The organism is Paenibacillus sp. VT-400 (assembly GCF_001029205.1).
Taxonomy (GTDB): Bacteria; Bacillota; Bacilli; order Paenibacillales; family Paenibacillaceae; genus Paenibacillus; species Paenibacillus amylolyticus.
This window is the reverse complement of sequence record NZ_LELF01000067.1, coordinates 2,491,637-2,510,877: the sequence shown is the minus strand read 5'-3', so window position 1 is coordinate 2,510,877 and position 19,241 is coordinate 2,491,637. Positions and strand designations below refer to the sequence as shown.

Sequence of the window (19,241 nt, the reverse complement as noted above, 5' to 3'; positions counted from 1 at the left end):
GAAACCTACATTACTTCTCCGATGGGAGTGGTGTAAAGAGCAGATTGACCGGCAGGTTGCTTCCTGGCGCGGCAGAGAAAAGAATCGTTACGCTCTCTCCAGTTAATCCTGTGCGGTAAAGAACGCTTTGTTCACTTGAATTGCTAACCGCAACGTTACCTTCGGCAATCGATACCAACTGATTGTTCACCAGAGCTACTCCGGAGTACTTCCCTCCACGAGGGTTAAAGGAGATAAGCGTACGCGGTGCAACATTGGTCAGCGTGATTTTGTACAATACGCCGAAATTACCCGCATTGGATGCGTCTGTGTAAGCCATCGGATCTGTTCCTACCAGATTGGGATCGCTTGAATTGTCACCAAGTGGCAGACGGGCAGCTTTGATTCCCACGTGCTCATCGTACTTTATAATGCGAGTCGCATTCGGGTACGTACCCCGGTTGTGTACTCCGTCACGATCCAGCACAGGTAGCAATGACAAAGCCTCGAAAGGATCTTTATTTTCTTCCACCAGGATAACGTTATAGTCTAAGGAATAATCACTATAAGCGTCCGAATAGAGGGAGATTACTTGTCCTTCTTTCATCGGCGTTTTATTAAGTTCGGTCAAAATCAGTTTGCTTTCCCCAGGTTGAAGGTACTCTTTCTTTTGATCCGCTCCAGTCTGAATCGACTTGAACCATTTATCAATAGACAATTTCCCAGCTACGGTAGCATACGGTGTAGGTCCGGCAAAGCCCATATTCTGTTGTTCAAATACGGCTGGATTCAGATTGTTATTGGTTGCAATCACATACATTTTTACTCTTTTGCCTGTATTGTTCACGTGGTGAATCATGAAACGGGTCTGCCCCGAAGATGATTCTTTATATACAATGCCTTCCGTATTCACAGTTTCCGGACTGTTACTGCGGATCAGCAAACTTGGCTCATCCATGTACGTATAAGGCACTTTCTCCATCGTAGTCACTTCGCCGCCGTTAAAGGTGAATTTCTGTCCTACCGGCGTGAAGAGTAAATTAAAATCGGTAAATGAATATAAGGTCTCATTGGTTATGGTGATGACTTTGGAGTACGTGTTCGTAGCACCGTGATTGTCAGTTACCGTAAGAGTCACCGTTTTTGGACCCGGTTCAAAGAACGCAAGTGAATTGTTCTCCCACGCCGCTTTAACAATATTATTTTCATCATCTGTACTTTGGTCTGTGTATGTTATTTTTTCGCCCATTTTATACTCTTCTTTATCCGTGGCGAACATGGCTACAGGAGGAAGATTAGGAGCCAAAACTTCAATCGTAGTTGAATAGGGATCGCTCCATTGACCATTGGAATCCTGTACTTGATATGAAATCGTATATGTACCTGCTTGATCAAATGAATCCTGGCGACCAGTCCAGCGTTCGTCAACGATATCCATTCCATTAGGTGAACTGGAAGAAGTCACGTAGTCTACTTGATCACCCGCAAAAATTTCCTTTTGGGAAATGGTAAAGCTTGCAACAGGTTTTGTATTAAGATTCAACACAACCGTTTTAGCCGACTGATTCACTTTATAGGTGATGTTCAGAGCTTGAGTAATGGAAGTTAACGGCACCATGAATGTACTTTTTTGCTGATAAGCAGGGCCTTTCATCGTTCTGGTCTCTCCATTTACCGTATAGTCCTTGCTGTTAGTTTTGAATCGGAGTTCATCTTCACCACTAATAATGATGGTTTCCTTGGTTTTGTTATCATATTTGACGCCATATCCCACACGGTCAACCAGCGCACGGATTGCAACATAGGATACACCGTTTTTTACAGCCATTTGCTGTCCAGCAAGATACGTTTTTCCATCCTGCTCCATTTTGTTGCTATTCATGTACAACGTCAGATTTCCACCTGCTACTGCAGGAGACGTCCCATCAACGGATGGTTGCTCTATCTGAGCAGGCGTAGCTGGCGTTTCAACCTTCTCAGGGGTTTCCTCTTGAACTATAGGTTTTGTACCCGTTTCGTTTGCAGGGGTCTCTCCCCCATCCAATGCAGGTTTCTCGCTGTCTGTTTTAGGTGTTGCCTCAGTGCCGGTTGAGGTTTGAGTGTCCTTGGCTTCAGTGGGCGGAGTATTGATAGATTTGTTATTGCTCTCCGTCTTCACTTCACGCTCTGCAATCGGCTGCTCTTGCTGTAACACCTCAACTGATTCTACATTGGCTGTGTTTACTGACGTGGTGTCACCTTGCGGTGCTGATTGCGCACTCACAGAACCGACTGCAAATGCTTGAAAAACGGCTAAAGCGGTAAAAATGGATAATTTCTTCTTCATATTCATGTGTTGTCTTTGGCTCCTTCTACTCTCTAGTAATGTATAACCCCTCAAAAAGTCATAATATTAGACGCTAGATTTAGGAAAAAGTTTCTAATTGAATTGTAAATTATGGATTTTTGTGCAACTATTTTTTCAATGTTTGGTTATAAGTTCTTTGAATAAGAAGCGTCTATTGCATAATAGTCTTGATTTTGCACAAGATAATCCATGTCGCATTTTATAAAGAGGTGGATCAATGACCCCAACCAATCAGGCTTTTTCTGAATTAAAAATGAATATTTCTTATGTTGAACAGTCCCTCTACTGTACTGACGATCTGAAACAACAACAGCTTCTACTTAATGGTGTTCAGAGTGTGCTTCTCTATATCGATTCACTTGTAGATCAGGAGATCATTCAAACACATGTCTTAACAGCACTGAATGGCCAAGCTCATTCGGAAATCTACCCATCGTTCACCACTTTAGAAAGTCGAAAAGATACGGATCTGCAACGTGGAATAGATTCACTTATTCAAGGGAAATGTCTTTACATAATCGACGGGCACCCGGAGTTTTACATTCTTTCTACCGAGAAAATGTATGTCCGAAGCACAACCGAACCGGAGAATGAAGGCGTTATTCGAGGGCCGCACAATGGATTCGTAGAGCAGCTTTCGGTTAATTTGAATCTGATCCGTAGACAAATTATTAGTCCATCCTTAATCGTTCGATATTTTAACGTCGGCGAGAAGACACATACCAAAATTGCAGTTGTATATCTTCAGGACTTGGCCAATCCGGAGTTAGTGAACGAAGTAAAAGAGCGAATCACGTCCATATCTTCAGATATGGTACTCGCTCCAGGTTTTATTGAAGAGTTTATGGAGGATAACCCCTTCTCTCTGTTTCCCCAGCAGCTCAATACAGAAAGACCTGACCGGGTTATTGCCAACTTGATGGAAGGACGTGTCGCCATACTTGCCGAAGGAAGTCCTTCAGCTCTTATTGCTCCAGTTACGTTTTTTGCTTTTTATCAAAGTCCGGATGATTATCATGGTCGCTGGATTGTCAGTTCCTTTTTACGTTTAATTCGCATGATGAGTTTTGTCATTGCTTTTACATTACCTGCTGTTTATATTGCAACCATCTCTTTTCACTCCGCTATTTTACCGATCGAACTGGCACACACAATCAAGAAATCATTGCAGAACATCCCCTTTCCTGCACTTGTAGAGGCAATGTTGCTTGAACTGATCTTTGAAGTATTAAGAGAAGCCGGGGTCCGACTTCCCAGCCGAGTGGGCCAGACCATCGGCATCGTTGGCGGTTTGGTTATCGGAGATGCTATCGTTCGTGCGGGGCTTGTATCCTATACAATGATTATTGTGGTTTCACTAACCGCTATCTCGTCGTTTTTGGTGCCTTCACATGAGATGAGTTCGGCAGTCCGTATTCTCCGTTTTCCAATGATGATTGGAGCGGCGCTTTTTGGATATATCGGCATCGCATTTGGTCTGGTGATTCTAACCATTCACCTCTGTAAGATGGAAAACTTCGGATCGCCTTATTTTGCTCCAGTGGCCCCTTTCCGATTAGCTGACATGAAGGATGTATGGATTCGATTTCCCATCTGGGCGCTTCGCGGGCGTCCTCATGATGCCCGCCCGCAGCGGCTGAATCAGCAGAAGTTCTCTAGGAGTTGGAAAAAACGTGAATAAGGAAACAACAATCACTCGGGGACAACTATTCTTGCTCATTTTGAAATTTGAGATCGGTGTAGATATTCTGTCCCTCCCTTACCGTATACACCTTATCTCTAAAGGCGGAGGATGGATTTCTGTTTTTCTTGGAGGGTTCCTGATCCAACTTGTCATACTGTTGTGCTGGCTTTTGATGCGAAGATTCCCGAGTTCATCCATTTATGACATTGTAACGCTGATTACGGGGAAATGGATTGGCAAGTTGCTGATCATTGCCTACGTTGGATATTTCCTGTTAATGGGTACTTCTGTTCTGGTGAACGCCTACAGTGTGATTAACCGCTGGATGCTGCAGGATACGCCTCGGTGGGCTATATTAGCCCTCTTCTTGTTCAGCAGTATCTATTTGGTTCGGCAAAAATTACGAATCATTGCGCGAGTACTTGTACTCATCTCCTTTTTGGTCTTGCCCATGATGGTATTGATCAGTTATGGACTCAAGGAAATCAATCTGTTATATCTTTTGCCGTTAACCGAAGCGGGATGGCCCAATATCATTAGTGGATCAACCGAAACATTAATGGCTATGTTCGGATTCGAGTTTTTTCTCGTTGTGTTTCCTATGGTTGAAGGTAGCAGCGGTGGCAAACTCAAGTCTGTTGCTTTAGCAAGTGCTGTAGTCGTGGTGTTGTATGCATTCACCGTGTTCATTTGTTCAACGGCGTTCAGCCCCCAGCAACTTGACTTAATGCCTGAACCGGTTATTTATCTGCTCCGCTCTATCCCACTCGGGACAATGGATCGGGCCGATTTTCTGTTCCTCCCTATCTGGTTAATTTCAATTTTCGGGGCCATATGTGGCTATTACTATACGGCATCCTATGGTATAAGTTATCTCTTCAAACAAAAACACCATAAAAAAGCGGTGCCTTATGTGGTTCTTGCTTCTTGCATAATTGCCTATCTGCCACAACAGAAGGAAAAACTTGAGTTAATTAGTACGATAGCCAACAGATCGGCATACTTTTTTCTCATGATCCTGCCTCTGCTCCTGTTGGTTCTATCTTATATAATGAAACGAAAAGAGAAGATGATATGAGTAAACGGGGGAAAATCCTCATCCTGCTGACCCTGCTCATGGTGATGACGGGATGTTGGGATCAGGATAGTTTAAAAGATGCAAGACTGGCTAATGCTTCGGCGTTTGACATCACCTCAGAGGGTGAAATTAAACAGACGCTTGAAATTGTCGATGATTCTGAGAGTCAACAAGGGAGCAACGGTAATGAAGTCCACTCAGGCACCGGGAGATCCGTCCGTCAAAGTACGGATAGAATTCGCGCTAAAGTGACTGGTGATATCCGGTTTTTTAAATATGGGATGATCTTATACGGCAACAAACTCGCACAAAATGATATCTACCCCTACCTGGACGTCTTATATCGGGAACCCGATTACCCAACCTCACATGTGAAAATTGCGATTGTGGAGGGCGATGCCGGAGATCTGTTACACCAAAAAAAAGTTGGCAGCATATTGATTGGTGATTTTATTACGAAAAAAATTAAGAGTCTGGAGGAATTATGTATTTTTCCGGAAATGACGTTAGAGACCCTTCTCCCTCCCATGCTGGATCCGGGACAGGATTTTACACTGCCTTATCTATATAAGGATGGAGAGGAGATTGATGCTCGGGGAATCGCCCTGTTTCATGGGCAAAGATTCAATGGGAGTCTTACGACCGAACAGGCTCCTCTATACATTATTATGAGTGGGAAATGGAATAAAACAGCGCGTTTTGTCAAAAAGGTCCACCCAGGGCCTTCCAGCAACCCGCGGAACTATGTCACTTATGAAGCAAATATCGCACAAATTAAGCGCAAACTTGCGGTAAAGGTGGCAAGTGATAGCCAAATTGATGTGAACCTCCGTATCGAACTTCCAGTAACGATCGTTGAGTATGCAATGAATCATCTTGAGGAAAAAGACACAATTGAACGTCTGAACCGCAAGTTAACCGATGACATGACTCAGGACGCAGAACAAATTATCAAGACACTTCAGCAAAGTGGATGTGATTCCTTCGGTATTGGCAGACATTTAATTGCTCATTACCCGGACTTATGGAAAAGCCTAAACTGGAATAAAGAATATGCCCAAGTTCGTTTTCACCCGGAAGTAACGGTTACAGTAGTCGGCAGCGGCGTTTTAAATTAATAACATGCTGTCGTGCAATTGGGAAAGCTCTCTTCCATTTGGAAGAGAGCTTTTGACTGTTGACGTAAAAAGAAGGATTTGCTAATACTCTAGTCGTTGAGAAGCACTTCAGTGAAAAGCTTTATCTTGCTTGGTTGAGTATAACATCGGCAGTGAAGCTGAGCTATAAAATAGGTGAAAGAAGACGTGATATTCCTTCTTTAAATTTGATAATAAGGGACCTGTTTCTATAACGATCAGAAGTAAGTTCTGTACTTAACTGGCTATCTTGATGAAACAATTCTTGAAGTTGTTTCGCAACTCCCTCGTCATATACAATTGCATTCACCTCAAAATTCAATCTAAAGCTCCGGGAATCAATATTCATCGTCCCTACTGAAGCGACTTCTTCGTCTACTACAATGGTCTTTGCGTGTAAGAATCCATTATCATACAACAGAATCTTGGCTCCATAGTCCAATAATTCACCAGCATACGCCCAAGTCGCCCAATATACAAACGGGTGATCGGGCTTATTGGGAATCATAATGCGCAGATCCACCCCGGATAGCAGTGCGATTTTACATGCATCCATAAAAGTGCTGTCAGGAATAAAGTAAGGCGTTTGAATATACACACTCTTTTTGGCATTTACTATAAGCTTGATGTACATATTCTTCAGGTGTTCCACCTGTGAGTTAGGACCACTAGACACAATCTGAACTGGACTTGAACCATCAAGCCTTGCTGTGTTGAAGGAGTATTGTTCGTAACTTACTTGATGGGATTTGCTGGCGTGTTTCCAATCCAAAATAAACCTTCCTTGAATATGATTAACGGCATCTCCGTGCATTTTAAAATGTGTATCACGCCAGTATCCAAACTTTTTATCCATGCCTAGATACTCATTCCCCAGATTAAATCCGCCAATATAAGCGATCTCTCCATCAATAATACAAAGTTTTCGATGATTTCGATTATTCATACGGAAATTTAATGGCCTAATCAGTGACGGGAAAAAGACCTCTACTTCTCCACCGGCAGAGATCAGTTCTCTGAAAAACTTCAATGAAAGTTTCTTTGAACCAATTTCGTCATAGAGAACTCGCACTTTTACGCCTTCTTTAGCTTTAATAGTTAATTCATCTCGTAATTTCTTCCCTAAGGAATCCGGTTGAATGATGTAATATTGGATGTTAATCTCTTTCTTGGCTTCCTTGATATCAGCAAATAAAGAATCAAATTTCTCTTGTCCATCATCGAAGATGAATATCTCATTGTCATTGGTTAGGATTGCATTGGATGATGTGAGATTCAATTGAATCAGGTCAGCATATTTCATGAGCAGGGGGTTGTTTTCCTTACGTTGCTCCTTCAATGTCACTAACTGGTTCTCGACAATTAACTTTAGGGAGTTTCTCTCTTCAACTGAAAGTCCGTAGAAATTTTTCTTTTTAAGGTTACGTCCCAAAAAGAGATAAACGATAAAACCTAAAATAGGAATGAAGTAAAATATCATGAGCCAGGCCCAAGTATAACCAATGTCTCTCCTTTCAAAAAACAAAAATACCGCTGAGAGTAATATGTTTATAATCATAACGAGCGAAAGTATCAGCGTGACCATACTGCTATATCTCCTGCCTTCCATTGACTTTATGGAAATAATAAAAAATGCTTATTACTTAGCTATTCTCGAATGAAGCCGTCATCCCAAAGAATATGATAACATACTTGAGGAATACTAAATCTATTAAATGATAATCACTAGACATCGAACTAAAAAAAGAATCCACTTCCTATAAAAGAAGGGATTCTTTTGCATTGAATATTTATGCTTTAGTTAGTTCCTTACAACAGGAATCCACATTTCACCATATACCAAACCATTTTTCTCTCCCATTTCAACTGTTGTATTTGGACCGCCAACATAGGCATAATCCTTTTCTACGGGGAGGGCTTGACCAAAGGCAATGCCAGTAAGCATGTTACTGAGCGCATCAGCCGTCTCTGCTTCACCCTTCACAACAAGGTATTCTCCCTTAGGAAATTGGATTACTCTCGTTGCTTCTGGCAGAGATTCTTCTGTCATGACACCAGCATAATGCATCATCTGGTTATTTACTGCTTCGTTTACTGCAAAAATGTAGTCGTTTGTTGCCAGAGACTTTAGTTTGTCCAGGCTTCCATCCTCTTTCACCGTGGACCAAAAAACCGCCTTCTCCTTGCTGATGCCAACATAATCTGTATAGTCGCTCTTAAGATCCGTTCCAATACCTAACACGATAAAGCTCTCTTTTTCTTCGAAATGATAATTACTCATGGTTTACACCGTCCTCTTTTAAATTTTCAATTGATTTGTGTTTTCACTTGATAGGTTTATAATAACCTTAAATCATGTCAGAATATGATACTGTTTAGGGGGCACAATGAAAAAAGTTGAACGCATTAATACCATCACGCGGTATATCAATAACCGTGCACACTTTACCATTTCTGAAATCATGCGAGAATTTAATATTTCTCGTTCGACAGCCATTCGAGATATCAGAGAAATTGAAGCCATGGGAATGCCACTTGTCGCTGAAGTTGGGCGGGACGGGGGTTATTTTGTAATGAACAACTCCCTCCTGCCCACGGTACGGTTTACCGATAATGAAATCAAAGCGTTATTCATTGCTTTTATGGCGACAAGAAATCAACAGCTTCCTTATCTAAAGAGTCGTCAATCTTTGGCTGAAAAATTATTGGGCCTTATTTCAGAAAATCAGCAAGATGACCTGGTGCATTTGAATCAAATATTGCTTTTTGAAGGGACCAATCCCCATAATCCAGACTTGCTTGATCTATCAGACTTGCCTCACCCTACCTTGGAAAAACTAATCCAAATTCTTCTTATAGAACGTTATTTGTTAGTTACTGTGCAAGAAGAGAAGAAAACAAAGTCCTATCCCATCGTTCTCTTGCACCTTCATCATCAAAAAGGCCATTGGATCATTGAAGGTTTTGATCTGGCGGAAGAAAAGAGACGAATCTTATCAGTTGACAACCTCATCCATGTCGAAGCATACCCGGCGAAAAAAAGACTGAGTACAAAAAAGATTGTAGAACAACTCAAACGAAATACGCAGGAAGAAGTTATCAACCTTGTCCTGGAACTTGGCCCAAAGGCGATTGCGCAATTCAAAAAATACCATCCTTTAAAGTTTTCAATTGCCTATACAAATCCATACCAGACTACGGCTCTCCTAAAGGCATTTATGAATGTTCATAACTCAGAAGAGTTAACCGAAATCACCAATTGGTTGCTTTTTCTAGGAGAAGATATCAAGGTGAAGGAGATTCCGAAAGAAGCCCTGAATGCTGTACAAGAGAGATTAAGCTTATACCAAATGAAGCAGTGAGCATCCCCTCCTCCCTAGTCTCTCCATTATCTAACAATGCCTTACCTGAATTCAGGCTGAGGGTTCAGTACGGAAAACCAAAAAAAGCCGCTGTGTTAGCGACTTATAATGGAATCATATTCATTCATGTCTCACGCCAATGCTTGGCGAGCTGTTCCTTCTATGCTAAAAGTCAGCATTAGACTGGGCATGATTAGGTGTATGCTGCGGGACGTTTTTAACGAGTAGGAAATAAGTAACAATGGCAATGATACTGGTCATTAATAAAGTGAGTCCTAACGGGACGGCAGTGTCCTCACCTGCAATACCGACTAGAGGAGCAACCAGTGCACCCAGAAGAAAAGGAACAACGCCGAGCAGTGCTGCTGCACTTCCGGCCATCTTAGCTTGACTCTCCATGGCAAGTGGGAATGCCGCTGTAGACGTAATGCCGATCGAGCATACGAAGAAGAACAATGGAATCACCAACGCGAAAAGTGGACCATGAGCCAGGGTTACGACCAAAGCAGCCACACTTGCTATTATAGCAAGCCAAAGTCCCGATAATAGCAGCGTCTGCTCAGGGATACGTTTGGCCAATCGACCCACGATTTGAGATCCGATGATCAAGCTGATGCCGTTTGAAGCAAATAATATAGCAAATACCGTCGGTGTGACTCCATATATATTTTGGTAAATGAATGGGGTTCCAGCCACATAAGCAAAGACCCCTGCTGTCATGATTCCCTGTGCCAGCATGTAACCAACAAACTTGCGGTCACGCAGAAGCATTCTGTAATTACCCAATTGCTGTTTGAAGTCAGGAACCATACGTCTTTCGACGGGGTGTGTTTCTTTTAAGCTCCACTTTGTCATGATTAATAAGAAAATCCCCAAGAATGAAAGGCAGATAAATACGCCAATCCATGTTGTGAAGGAAAGAACCCCACTTCCCGCAATCGGTGCTGCCAAAGGCCCCAAATTCCCTACAAGCAACAGCAAAGAGAAAAATTTAGTGAGTTCATGTCCACTGTATAGATCTCTAGCTATCGCACGGGAAATGACAATTCCAGCTGAAGCCGCAAATCCTTGCGTGAAACGAAACAAAATCAATAGTCCGATATTCGGAGCAAAAGCACATGCCAAGGAACAGATAATGTAGGCTGCCATACAGATCAACAATGGTCTACGTCTACCGTACGCGTCACTCAAAGGACCCATAACGAGTTGTCCTACACCCAGTCCTAATAAACAAGCAGTAAGGCTAAATTGTACAAGTGATGCCGTTGTATTCATATTTTGTGCAATCTCCGGAAAAGCCGGTAAATACATATCAATCGTAAATGGACCTAATGTAGAAAATAAACCTAGTAGTATTGCCAGTCCAAAAACATTCCAATTCGTGCTCTTCGCCATAATAAATAAAATCTCCAATTCCTTATATAATTTGCAAGCCTAATCGAGTATAAGACATAGAGTTAACTGTAGGTCAAGTCTTAAGACTATTAAAACCAAAAAAAGCCGCTTATTAAGCGACTTTGAATGGAAAACCATTTAAATTGTGTAACTCCCCCGGCCTGAACCCATATGACTCATGATCATTTCGGCAGCTCGTGTGTAACCGCCAGCCTGCCTTAAAGATTCACCAATGAGGTAAGCCTGCCGTCTATAAAGTGAATTGTGTAGCACTTCTGTTAATGCCTCTCTCAAATTAGTTGCATTGAGATTATGTTTATTTAAAGTAATACCCGCGCCCAACTCCTGTACCCGATTGGCGACAAGAGGCTGATCCGATGTTAATGGAATCATCACCATTGGAACGTTATAATATAACGCCTCACTTGTGCTGTTCATTCCAGCGTGTGTAATAAAAACATCGGTATGCTGCAGCATGTCCAACTGGGCAATGTATGGCTTGACGATAAAATTAGTAGGTACTTGATTCGCCAGCGGCGTCATGTCCGTGTACTTTCCTGAAGATAAAACAACATTCACGGGTAGATCCCCTAATGCTTCAAAGCAAAGCTGATAGAAATCCAAATTTTTATTTAAAATCGTACCCATAGCAATGTACACGGTTTGCGGGTACCGTTCACGAAGCACCTCAAACGAAAAGGTCGGAGCATCTTGACGTGTTATGATCGAAGGACCCGTGAAAATAAAACGATCATCCAGCTTTTCTGCCTGCGGCTGAAAATAACGGCTGGTGTACACAAGCTTTAACTGACCTGCATGTGCCGGAATCTCTTCCATGGCTGGAATACTCACTTGAAGCTCTTCGGCTAACTCCGTTGTAATCTTCATTGTAGCCTCATAAAGCTCCTTCGTCTCCGTCTCATTCAGAACTGAGCTAGACCCCAGAGGCTCCACAAAAGCAAAGGACGCAATCGAGCACACCGCAGGAATTCCCAGTTTTTCTGCAAGAATAGTCCCTCCCCATCCCATCAGGGAATCAAAGATCATATAATCAAACTTTTGATCCTCGACCACCTGCAGCACATTGGGGATGATCCTCCGAATAATACTTACCATCATATAAATGAACTGATACGGATGCTTGTATTCCTGGGGTTTCAACACCGGATCATGAGAGAAGGCATCTTGTGGAAACGGATAGGTAATGATCTGGGCACCGGTTTGTTCAATTCGGGAACGGTACTCCTCCGTGCACACATAGATGACTTCCTCACCATTGTCTATCAACTGAGTAACTAACCCTAACGATGGATTCACATGTCCTTCAGCTGGAGTAATGACTACTAATACACGTGCCATCTTACCCACCTCCCAATGCAATTAGTCCCCCCGTTCTTCATGATGTATTTAACGACGCAGTCGTCATCCGTTACATGGAGATGTTGTCCTTCACTTGGTTGATTGGATGATGTTCTTGATGAACGAGTTTGGTAATTCGTAGTGATGCTAAGAAACTTAACAAGACCCATAATAATTGGAGTGTTAACACGATCAAAACACCTGTCGATATGCCCCACTGTAACGTTTCGGACAAGGCAATCAGAGCGCCACCAACGCCAATGCTTACACCCATATAGAAGGAATCCACAAATTGTAGATTCGCGGACATTTCGCCCTCTTTCCTGGGCAAGGCATGTTGTAAAGCAATGGCTGCCGTTGTAGGGTTGGCCAATCCAACACCGAACCCTGTAATCATTTGTGAGAGAAGGATGAGTATAATCCCGCCGTCCGTCAAAATAAGAGCCATGATCACAAGTACAGTTCCGACGATCATAATCCCAATGCCCGTCATAACCCTACCCTTTCGGGCACGACCTTGATCTCGTGCATCAAGCTTGGCTTGTAACCACGCTGCGGCGGACCAGCTCAGAGAACCTGCTGCTACGATGAGACCAGCAAGGTCAGCTGATAACCCCTTCACTTCGGTTAGTGCCAAGATCACAAAACTTTCCGTTGTAAAATAACAAGCAACATATAGCCCTCTCGATACCAAAGTAGCAGGCAATCCTTTTTTTACCGAAAAAGTCCCTACTGGCAGCAATTTACGCATTGGTGTGATCATGACGACTAATCCAGCCAAAGTGAGTACTATGCCTTTCCAATCGGTTATCATACCAAGTCCGGTGAGTAACAGCCCCGTTCCAACCGCAAGCAGAATTGCATACATAATCTTTGAGTCAGTTGCTCGCGCTGGACCTGACAGATCTTGCTGAAGCTGCAAATTACGGAAAGAACGGAATGTGAGACTGAGCGCTATTCCAATCAAGGGTAAAACGATCCAGAAAACATATCGCCACGAGATGTAGGAAGCAATAAGGCCTGCTGCATAAGGTCCGATTAAGGTTGGTAGGACAAATGCCATAGAGAATGCGGCCAGGATTTGAGTACGAAGTGTATCTGGATAATGTAACGTCACACAGGTATAAACACATGTGATCAGGGCCCCCGCTCCAAAACCTTGAAGGCCTCTTCCGGCAATAAGCATGTGCATATCGAAAGAAATAGCCGAGACCACAGTTCCTAACACAAAAACACTAAAAGATATCAGCATGGATGTAAAAACGCCGCGCTTGTCAATCTGCTGACCCATAACCAAAGTTCCAATAAGCTGAGATAACAAAAATGCGCTAAAAATCCAACCGTATAAATGAATACCCTCTAAACTTTGTGCCATTTTCGCGGCAATCGTTGTGATAGCCAGTCCTTCAAAAGCTACGGTTGCCAAAACCAGCATAATCCCAATTGTAGGGGCCCTGTACTGAGCATCAAAAATCCCAATCTGATTGTTGTTTGTCTTCCACACCTCCATAATTTGATGGATATTATGGTAAAATAAACCTTTTTACTCCCTGAATATACATGAAGTGTTATACTTTGTAAAGTTAAATGTTTAGAAAGTAAGATCATGATTTAGAATAGGGTTCCCATGTTCAATAGGAGATTTTGCTTGAAAATATGCCATGTTCATTACAGTCAATTTGGAGAAGTTCATCCTGCAGGATCCAGGCATCTGTTTTTTCAACAAAGAAATGAAATCCTCCAATGGATTGAATCAATGCGGGATCGACCGGTGTAGCACTCGCATTGATTCCAATTGTAAAAGCATCGGAGCCTCCTCCGACATATTTTGCGTAAATCCTTACATATTGGTCCTCTTCCAATTCCCATTCATTCTTAAATGAATCGATTGCTTGGTCAGATATTACAAATGAGATCATTGCTCTGCACTCCTTCCTTCAGTTCAGTCACATTTTTTCACTTCGCCACGATAATTGGCCATTCTGAAACTGGCCCCGCATCCACACGAAACTTTGGCATTTGGATTATTCATGGTGAATCCGCCTAACATTCCGCTCTCTTCATAGTCAATCTCAAGACCATCAATATATGGAATACTATTTGCGTGAACCAATATCTTAAATTGCTTTTTATTTAACACAATGTCTTCTTCTGCCTGCTGTTCATCCACGATAAGGGTATAAGATAAACCACTGCATCCCCCTTCATCAACGCCTACTCTAAGAAAGGCATTTTGGATATCCGCACTTGATAAGATCTCAACGATTTTGTCCGATGCTGTATCACTGACCTCAATGATCATCTTTATTCCTCCCGGTGGTATCATTTTGAAATTTGGTATCCCAGTCCATTAGACAGGGTATGAATGCTGCAAGAGCAGCTCCTTTTGGCGTAAGTTCATAAATAATTTGTGTAGGGCGTGTCCGTATTGTTCTTTTGACCAAATGATCATGTTGAAGACCCTTTAAACGTCTGGAGAGGATCATTTCGGAAATGGAAGGAATGTTATCAAATATTTCACCGAATCTCTTCGGGCCTTGAGACAGAGCACATAAAATATGGATCGTCCATTTCGTTCCGATGATGCGATAAGCTGTAAATAGTTTATTCGGATCCTCAGTGAGCAATGGTCTGTACACCCACTTCCTTATTCATCTTCGTGGTGAGATCCGAGTGCTGGCAATGATACTCGTGACGATCAACAAGAGATGGAAACCCATGGCTACAATTAAGCCGGATTGAAGTGACATACCGCCAGCCTGACACACGACAAGAATGGAACCACCAATGCCGATCACTACACCAGGTGTAAAAGAATCTGCAAATTGCAGATTTGCCGAGGTTTGGCCCACGCCTTCTTCCCCCGTTTGGGAAAATGCGACAACACCACTAATTGGATGCGCCAATCCAATACCAACTCCTGCAATGATCTGACCAATAACTGCAATGGTAACGGTCACAACAGGTACCCAAAATACGATGGCAATCCCTATGGCAAGTAACAATACGCCAAGAATAATTCTCATATGACGTCCACTGCCCTGATCTGCCGCATCCCACCGTCCTTGCAGATACGCAATGATACACCAACTTAATGCAGCACTCGCCACAATTAATCCGGCCTGAGAAGGTGTAATTCCTTTCACATCGATTAGAGCCAATACCAGGAAATTCTGTGTACTAGTATAGGCAGCGAAGAACAATCCACGTGTTGCCAAAATAGCTGGCATTCCTCTGCGCAACGTAAGTGTTCCCTTCGGTAGCAATTTACGGAGAGGAAATATCATCAATACGAAGCCAATTATGACTAAAACAAATCCCATAATGCTCGGAAGCTTACTTAGACCAACCAGGAAAATCCCTGTACCCAACGTTAAGAGTAACGCCATCCAAGTGGATGAAGATCCGCTATCCCCTCCCGTCTTCTGCACTTTCAATTTCCTAAAGGCAGGTAAACTAAGCAATGCTGAAACCACCAGCACAGGTAAGATCCCCCAGAAAACAAAGCGCCAGGACCACTGATCTGCGATAACTCCTGCTACATATGGACCGAGCATGGACGGAAGAACATAGGCAGTACCAAATGCTCCAAGAATTTTGGCACGCAACTCATCCGGGTAACTTAACGATATAGCTGTATACACACAAGTCATCATAGCTCCGGCACCCAAACCCTGTAGAGCCCGTGATCCTATCATGGTATACATGTCGCCTGCGGTTGCGGCAGCGATCAGCCCTACGATAAATAACAGAAGTGCAAAAGTGAACGGTGTTGCAGGTCCTCTTTTATCAATGATCCGACCGACGACCAGCGTTCCGATAATCTGCGCAAGCAGATAGGTACTGAATATCCATCCGAACAGGCTAAGGCCGTTCAAGTCTCCAGCAATCGAAGGAGCAATGGTGGTGACGGATAGACCTTCGAATCCAACGGCCATCACTGATAAAATAATCCCTATGGTTAGTGCAAAATAACGCGGACTGAAAATACTTTGATGATTAGACGACATGAAATGTGACCTCCAAGAAAATTGGTATGTATACATCGTATCCGGATACTTAGTAAACATTTTTGTTTATAATGTCTAAGCTACAGTCCGGCTTTGACTTTGTCAACATTTTTGTTTAAAATGTAATTAGTCATGTAGACTCAGTTGCGTCACAAGGAGGTGCACCATGAGCGGAAATCAAACTAAAAAGGATGTCTCGACCAGTACCCGGAGAGCAATTATTAATCTGTTAAAAGAGCGCGGGGGAATGGATGTTGTCACTCTCTCCTCTCAGTTTTCGTTATCCGGAATGGCTATTCGTCAACATCTGAATGCGCTAAAAGGAGAAGGATTGGTCACCACTGTGGAAGAGGCCCGTCCCATGGGTCGTCCCACCAAGTTATGGATATTAACTCCCGCGGCTAATCGTTTTTTTCCAAGTGGATATTCGGATCTATCCGTCAGCCTCATCAATTCGATGAAAGAGGCTTTTGGTACTGAAGGGCTGGACAAGCTGCTGGATGTTCGAAATAAAAATATGCAAGAACAATATCTTCAGCATCTTGGCGATTCATCAGGAGTTAGAGAGAGATTGGAGAAATTGGCCGAAATTCGTACGAATGAAGGTTATATGGCCGAGGTTAAGGAGCAGGATGATGGCAGTCTCCTATTCATTGAGAAGCATTGTCCGATCTGTGAAGCGGCCGCGGTATGTACCGGGTTATGCAAGAATGAGTTACATTTATTCAAAACAGTTCTAGGCGATAATGTTCATATTGAACGGGGAGAATACATTCTAGCCGGAGGAAGAAACTGCGTATACACCGTTAGGCATAATAAGCCATGACCAAAAGAGCAACCTCATTGGAGATTGCTCTTTTGGTTTGGATTTTGAACTGATTAGAACGATTCGGATTTCTCTAAATCATCCTTCATTATACCGGTTATTTCTAACGCTTTCATAATCGTATGTACCCGATTATGTAATTTTGAATTGAGGTAGAGTATAGTAAGAGTGTCGAAAATATACTCTAGGAGGCTACTGCCATGTCACAAAAAATCTGGATGAACCTGCCGGTGAAAGATGTTGTGCAATCCACTACCTTTTTCAATGAGATTGGATTCCATGGGGAGAATGTTGGCAATGAGAGAGCTCAGCTTGTCATAGGCTCAACAACGATTCTCCTGTTTCCGTATGCAACGTTCGAGAAATTTACAGGTGCCAAAACCGCAGATACTTCCCATAGCGCAGAAGTGATATTTTCCATTGGTGCTGACAGCAGAGAAGAAGTTGATGCTTTTATTAAAAAAGTCGAGTTAGCTGGAGGAACCATCTTTGGCAAGCCGGGTGAAACAGACGGCTGGATGTACGGCGCAGGATTTGCCGACCTGGACGGTCACCGCTGGAACCTGTTGTATATGGATGAGAGCAAAATGCCGAAACGGTAATGTATAACGCCTATCACTACGTCCGCCTCTTATCCTCCAATTTTGGAACCCTCGAATCGGCTAGTCATGGAGATTCTGAAGTAATTCGTTACGATACTAAAGATAAGGAACACGATTCCTCCAACTACAATATATTGTGTACTTATTCCAGTTACGATTAGTCCACATACACTAGCACCAAGTGTTGTTCCCAGGTTGGAAGAGGTTAGAAAGATCCCATTCGACAGTTCGGGTGCCTCTGGTGCTGCCGATACCACCCAATATTGAGTGATATTGCCCCCTATGCCTCCTATGATCCCCCAAATGAAAATAAGGAAGGCTGTTGGCACACTGAATTGTCCGAAGGTGAACAACAAGATGTATACCGTTATTAATGCAATGGGATACATCTTGATCGTTCTTAAAGGGAAATTAGCGAGCAGTTTCCCTGCTATCATGTTCCCAACCATATTGGCCAAGCCATATAGAAATAACAACACACTGACGGTGTTCCAGTCATATCTTGTCACGGTTTTCAGAAACTCGGCAAGGTAACTATAGACCCCAAATACAGCTCCGTTCATGAAAATCACGCCAGCAATGGATAGCCACATCACGGATCTTCTCAATACATACAGATGAGTACCCATAGAGATTCTTTTCGTAACTGGCATTGAGGGCACAAAAAGAAGTGTTGCTACAAATGCAACGATCGTTACGGCGGCAAAGAACAACATCGCATAGAACAACGATGTGCTGGTGGCAATCAAGCTCGAAAGGGGTACTCCAAGTACCATGCCTGCCGACACGCCTACAAATACTTTAGCGACTGCCTTAGGCGCTTCTTCCTTGGGGACTGACGCCGCTGCGACCGTAAATGCCAATGAGCAATAGACCGGATGGAAAAAAGCCGGAACGACACGTGCAATGACCAATACCGTAAAGTTTGATGTGATGGCGGAGACCAGGCTGCCTACAATAAAAATGCCAAGTACAAACAACATGACATGCTTGCGGTTCATGCCCGAAAATAATAAGGGCAAAATGGGGCCAGATATAGCAACCGCAAGCGCAAAAAGACTCACGATCAAACCAGCGGTTGAGATACTGACCTCATAATGGTCTGCAATCAAAGGCAAGATTCCGATGACGCCCATCTCCGTATTTAAAATACTGAATACACCAAAGGTCAGAATGAATACAAGCAGGTGATTTCGTTTAGTTGTCATATGCCATGGATTTAGAGAGATCCCGGTAAGCATTGATCTCTGTCTGAAGGTTGGCCATTTTCTGCTCTGCATCAGCAGTTAAAGCAGCCTTAGCAATAGTTGTGCCCATAACTCGACCAGCGCCATTGATAAACCATACTTTTGTCTTATCCATATCATTCATTCCTTTCAATTTCTTCTCCAGTTGCCTTGCTTTTTAGTTTAGCGTTTATACACCACATAGCAAATACTCATATCTTATAACAAGTTATGCTT

At 42.9% G+C, this 19,241-nt stretch carries 18 protein-coding genes; 6 read left to right on the top strand and 12 right to left on the bottom strand.

What is annotated here, in order from left to right; translation table 11 throughout:
- Nucleotides 1-10: 10 nt before the first annotated feature.
- The gene (locus EL84_RS21755) at nt 11-2,311 is read right to left on the bottom strand and encodes a copper amine oxidase N-terminal domain-containing protein (RefSeq protein ID WP_047843074.1); all 2,301 of its coding nucleotides are present in this window, start codon (nt 2,309-2,311) and stop codon (nt 11-13) included.
- 232 nt (nt 2,312-2,543) lie between these two features.
- On the opposite strand from EL84_RS21755, the gene EL84_RS21750 reads away from it, so the two are divergent.
- From EL84_RS21750 to EL84_RS21740, 3 genes are read left to right on the top strand one after another with little or no spacing between them, the layout of a single operon-like run.
- Complete coding sequence (locus tag EL84_RS21750) at nt 2,544-4,007, top strand: spore germination protein (RefSeq protein ID WP_047843073.1); 1,464 nt, start codon at nt 2,544-2,546, stop codon at nt 4,005-4,007.
- Complete coding sequence (locus EL84_RS21745) at nt 4,000-5,088, top strand: GerAB/ArcD/ProY family transporter (protein ID WP_047843072.1); 1,089 nt, start codon at nt 4,000-4,002, stop codon at nt 5,086-5,088. The genes EL84_RS21750 and EL84_RS21745 overlap by 8 nt, the downstream gene beginning before the upstream one ends.
- Nucleotides 5,085-6,206, top strand: a complete 1,122-nt coding sequence (locus EL84_RS21740; RefSeq protein WP_047843071.1) for a Ger(x)C family spore germination protein — start codon at nt 5,085-5,087, stop codon at nt 6,204-6,206. The genes EL84_RS21745 and EL84_RS21740 overlap by 4 nt, the downstream gene beginning before the upstream one ends.
- A 163-nt stretch (nt 6,207-6,369) precedes the next feature.
- Here the strand turns inward: EL84_RS21740 and cls are convergent, their stop codons facing one another.
- A complete protein-coding gene (cls, locus tag EL84_RS21735) occupies nt 6,370-7,809 on the bottom strand; it encodes a cardiolipin synthase (protein ID WP_082219092.1) in 1,440 nt (479 codons plus the stop codon).
- A gap of 216 nt (nt 7,810-8,025) precedes the next feature.
- Entirely contained in the window at nt 8,026-8,505 is a 480-nt protein-coding gene (locus tag EL84_RS21730) for a GyrI-like domain-containing protein (RefSeq protein ID WP_047843069.1), read from the bottom strand.
- A 106-nt stretch (nt 8,506-8,611) separates the two neighbouring features.
- Here EL84_RS21730 and EL84_RS21725 point away from each other — a divergent pair, with 106 nt between their 5' ends.
- Nucleotides 8,612-9,586, top strand: a complete 975-nt coding sequence (locus tag EL84_RS21725; protein ID WP_047843068.1) for a helix-turn-helix transcriptional regulator — start codon at nt 8,612-8,614, stop codon at nt 9,584-9,586.
- 165 nt (nt 9,587-9,751) lie between these two features.
- Here the strand turns inward: EL84_RS21725 and EL84_RS21720 are convergent, their stop codons facing one another.
- The 7 genes from EL84_RS21720 to EL84_RS21690 form a co-directional block, all read right to left on the bottom strand.
- Nucleotides 9,752-10,981, bottom strand: coding sequence for a multidrug effflux MFS transporter (locus tag EL84_RS21720; RefSeq protein WP_047843067.1), 1,230 nt, complete (start codon nt 10,979-10,981; stop codon nt 9,752-9,754).
- Nucleotides 10,982-11,119: 138 nt separating this feature from the next.
- Nucleotides 11,120-12,340, bottom strand: coding sequence for a macrolide family glycosyltransferase (locus EL84_RS21715; RefSeq protein ID WP_047843066.1), 1,221 nt, complete (start codon nt 12,338-12,340; stop codon nt 11,120-11,122).
- Nucleotides 12,341-12,410: 70 nt separating this feature from the next.
- The gene (locus tag EL84_RS21710) at nt 12,411-13,775 is read right to left on the bottom strand and encodes an MFS transporter (protein ID WP_082219197.1); all 1,365 of its coding nucleotides are present in this window, start codon (nt 13,773-13,775) and stop codon (nt 12,411-12,413) included.
- Between the two features lie 196 nt (nt 13,776-13,971).
- Nucleotides 13,972-14,259, bottom strand: a complete 288-nt coding sequence (locus tag EL84_RS21705; protein WP_047843064.1) for a HesB/YadR/YfhF family protein — start codon at nt 14,257-14,259, stop codon at nt 13,972-13,974.
- Nucleotides 14,260-14,282: 23 nt separating this feature from the next.
- Nucleotides 14,283-14,642, bottom strand: coding sequence for a HesB/IscA family protein (locus tag EL84_RS21700; RefSeq protein ID WP_017688344.1), 360 nt, complete (start codon nt 14,640-14,642; stop codon nt 14,283-14,285).
- Entirely contained in the window at nt 14,632-14,979 is a 348-nt protein-coding gene (locus tag EL84_RS33130; RefSeq protein ID WP_370511441.1) for a winged helix-turn-helix transcriptional regulator, read from the bottom strand. Before EL84_RS33130 ends, EL84_RS21700 begins: the two co-directional genes overlap by 11 nt.
- Before the next feature lie 12 nt (nt 14,980-14,991).
- On the bottom strand, nt 14,992-16,350 hold the full coding sequence (locus tag EL84_RS21690) for an MFS transporter (protein WP_047843062.1): 1,359 nt from the start codon (nt 16,348-16,350) through the stop codon (nt 14,992-14,994).
- A gap of 166 nt (nt 16,351-16,516) precedes the next feature.
- Between EL84_RS21690 and EL84_RS21685 the strand changes: the two genes are divergently transcribed.
- Together EL84_RS21685 and EL84_RS21680 are read left to right on the top strand one after the other, a co-directional pair.
- Nucleotides 16,517-17,176 (top strand): helix-turn-helix transcriptional regulator, encoded by a 660-nt coding sequence (locus EL84_RS21685; protein ID WP_036671328.1) that lies wholly within the window; start codon nt 16,517-16,519, stop codon nt 17,174-17,176.
- A gap of 200 nt (nt 17,177-17,376) precedes the next feature.
- Entirely contained in the window at nt 17,377-17,778 is a 402-nt protein-coding gene (locus EL84_RS21680) for a VOC family protein (RefSeq protein ID WP_047843061.1), read from the top strand.
- A gap of 29 nt (nt 17,779-17,807) precedes the next feature.
- Here the strand turns inward: EL84_RS21680 and EL84_RS21675 are convergent, their stop codons facing one another.
- Both EL84_RS21675 and EL84_RS32310 read right to left on the bottom strand, forming a co-directional pair.
- Nucleotides 17,808-18,986 carry an MFS transporter gene (locus EL84_RS21675; protein ID WP_047843060.1) on the bottom strand — a complete coding sequence of 393 codons (1,179 nt, stop codon included), beginning with the start codon at nt 18,984-18,986 and terminating at the stop codon, nt 17,808-17,810.
- A complete protein-coding gene (locus EL84_RS32310; RefSeq protein ID WP_200904535.1) occupies nt 18,976-19,140 on the bottom strand; it encodes a hypothetical protein in 165 nt (54 codons plus the stop codon). Before EL84_RS32310 ends, EL84_RS21675 begins: the two co-directional genes overlap by 11 nt.
- Nucleotides 19,141-19,241: the final 101 nt, after the last annotated feature.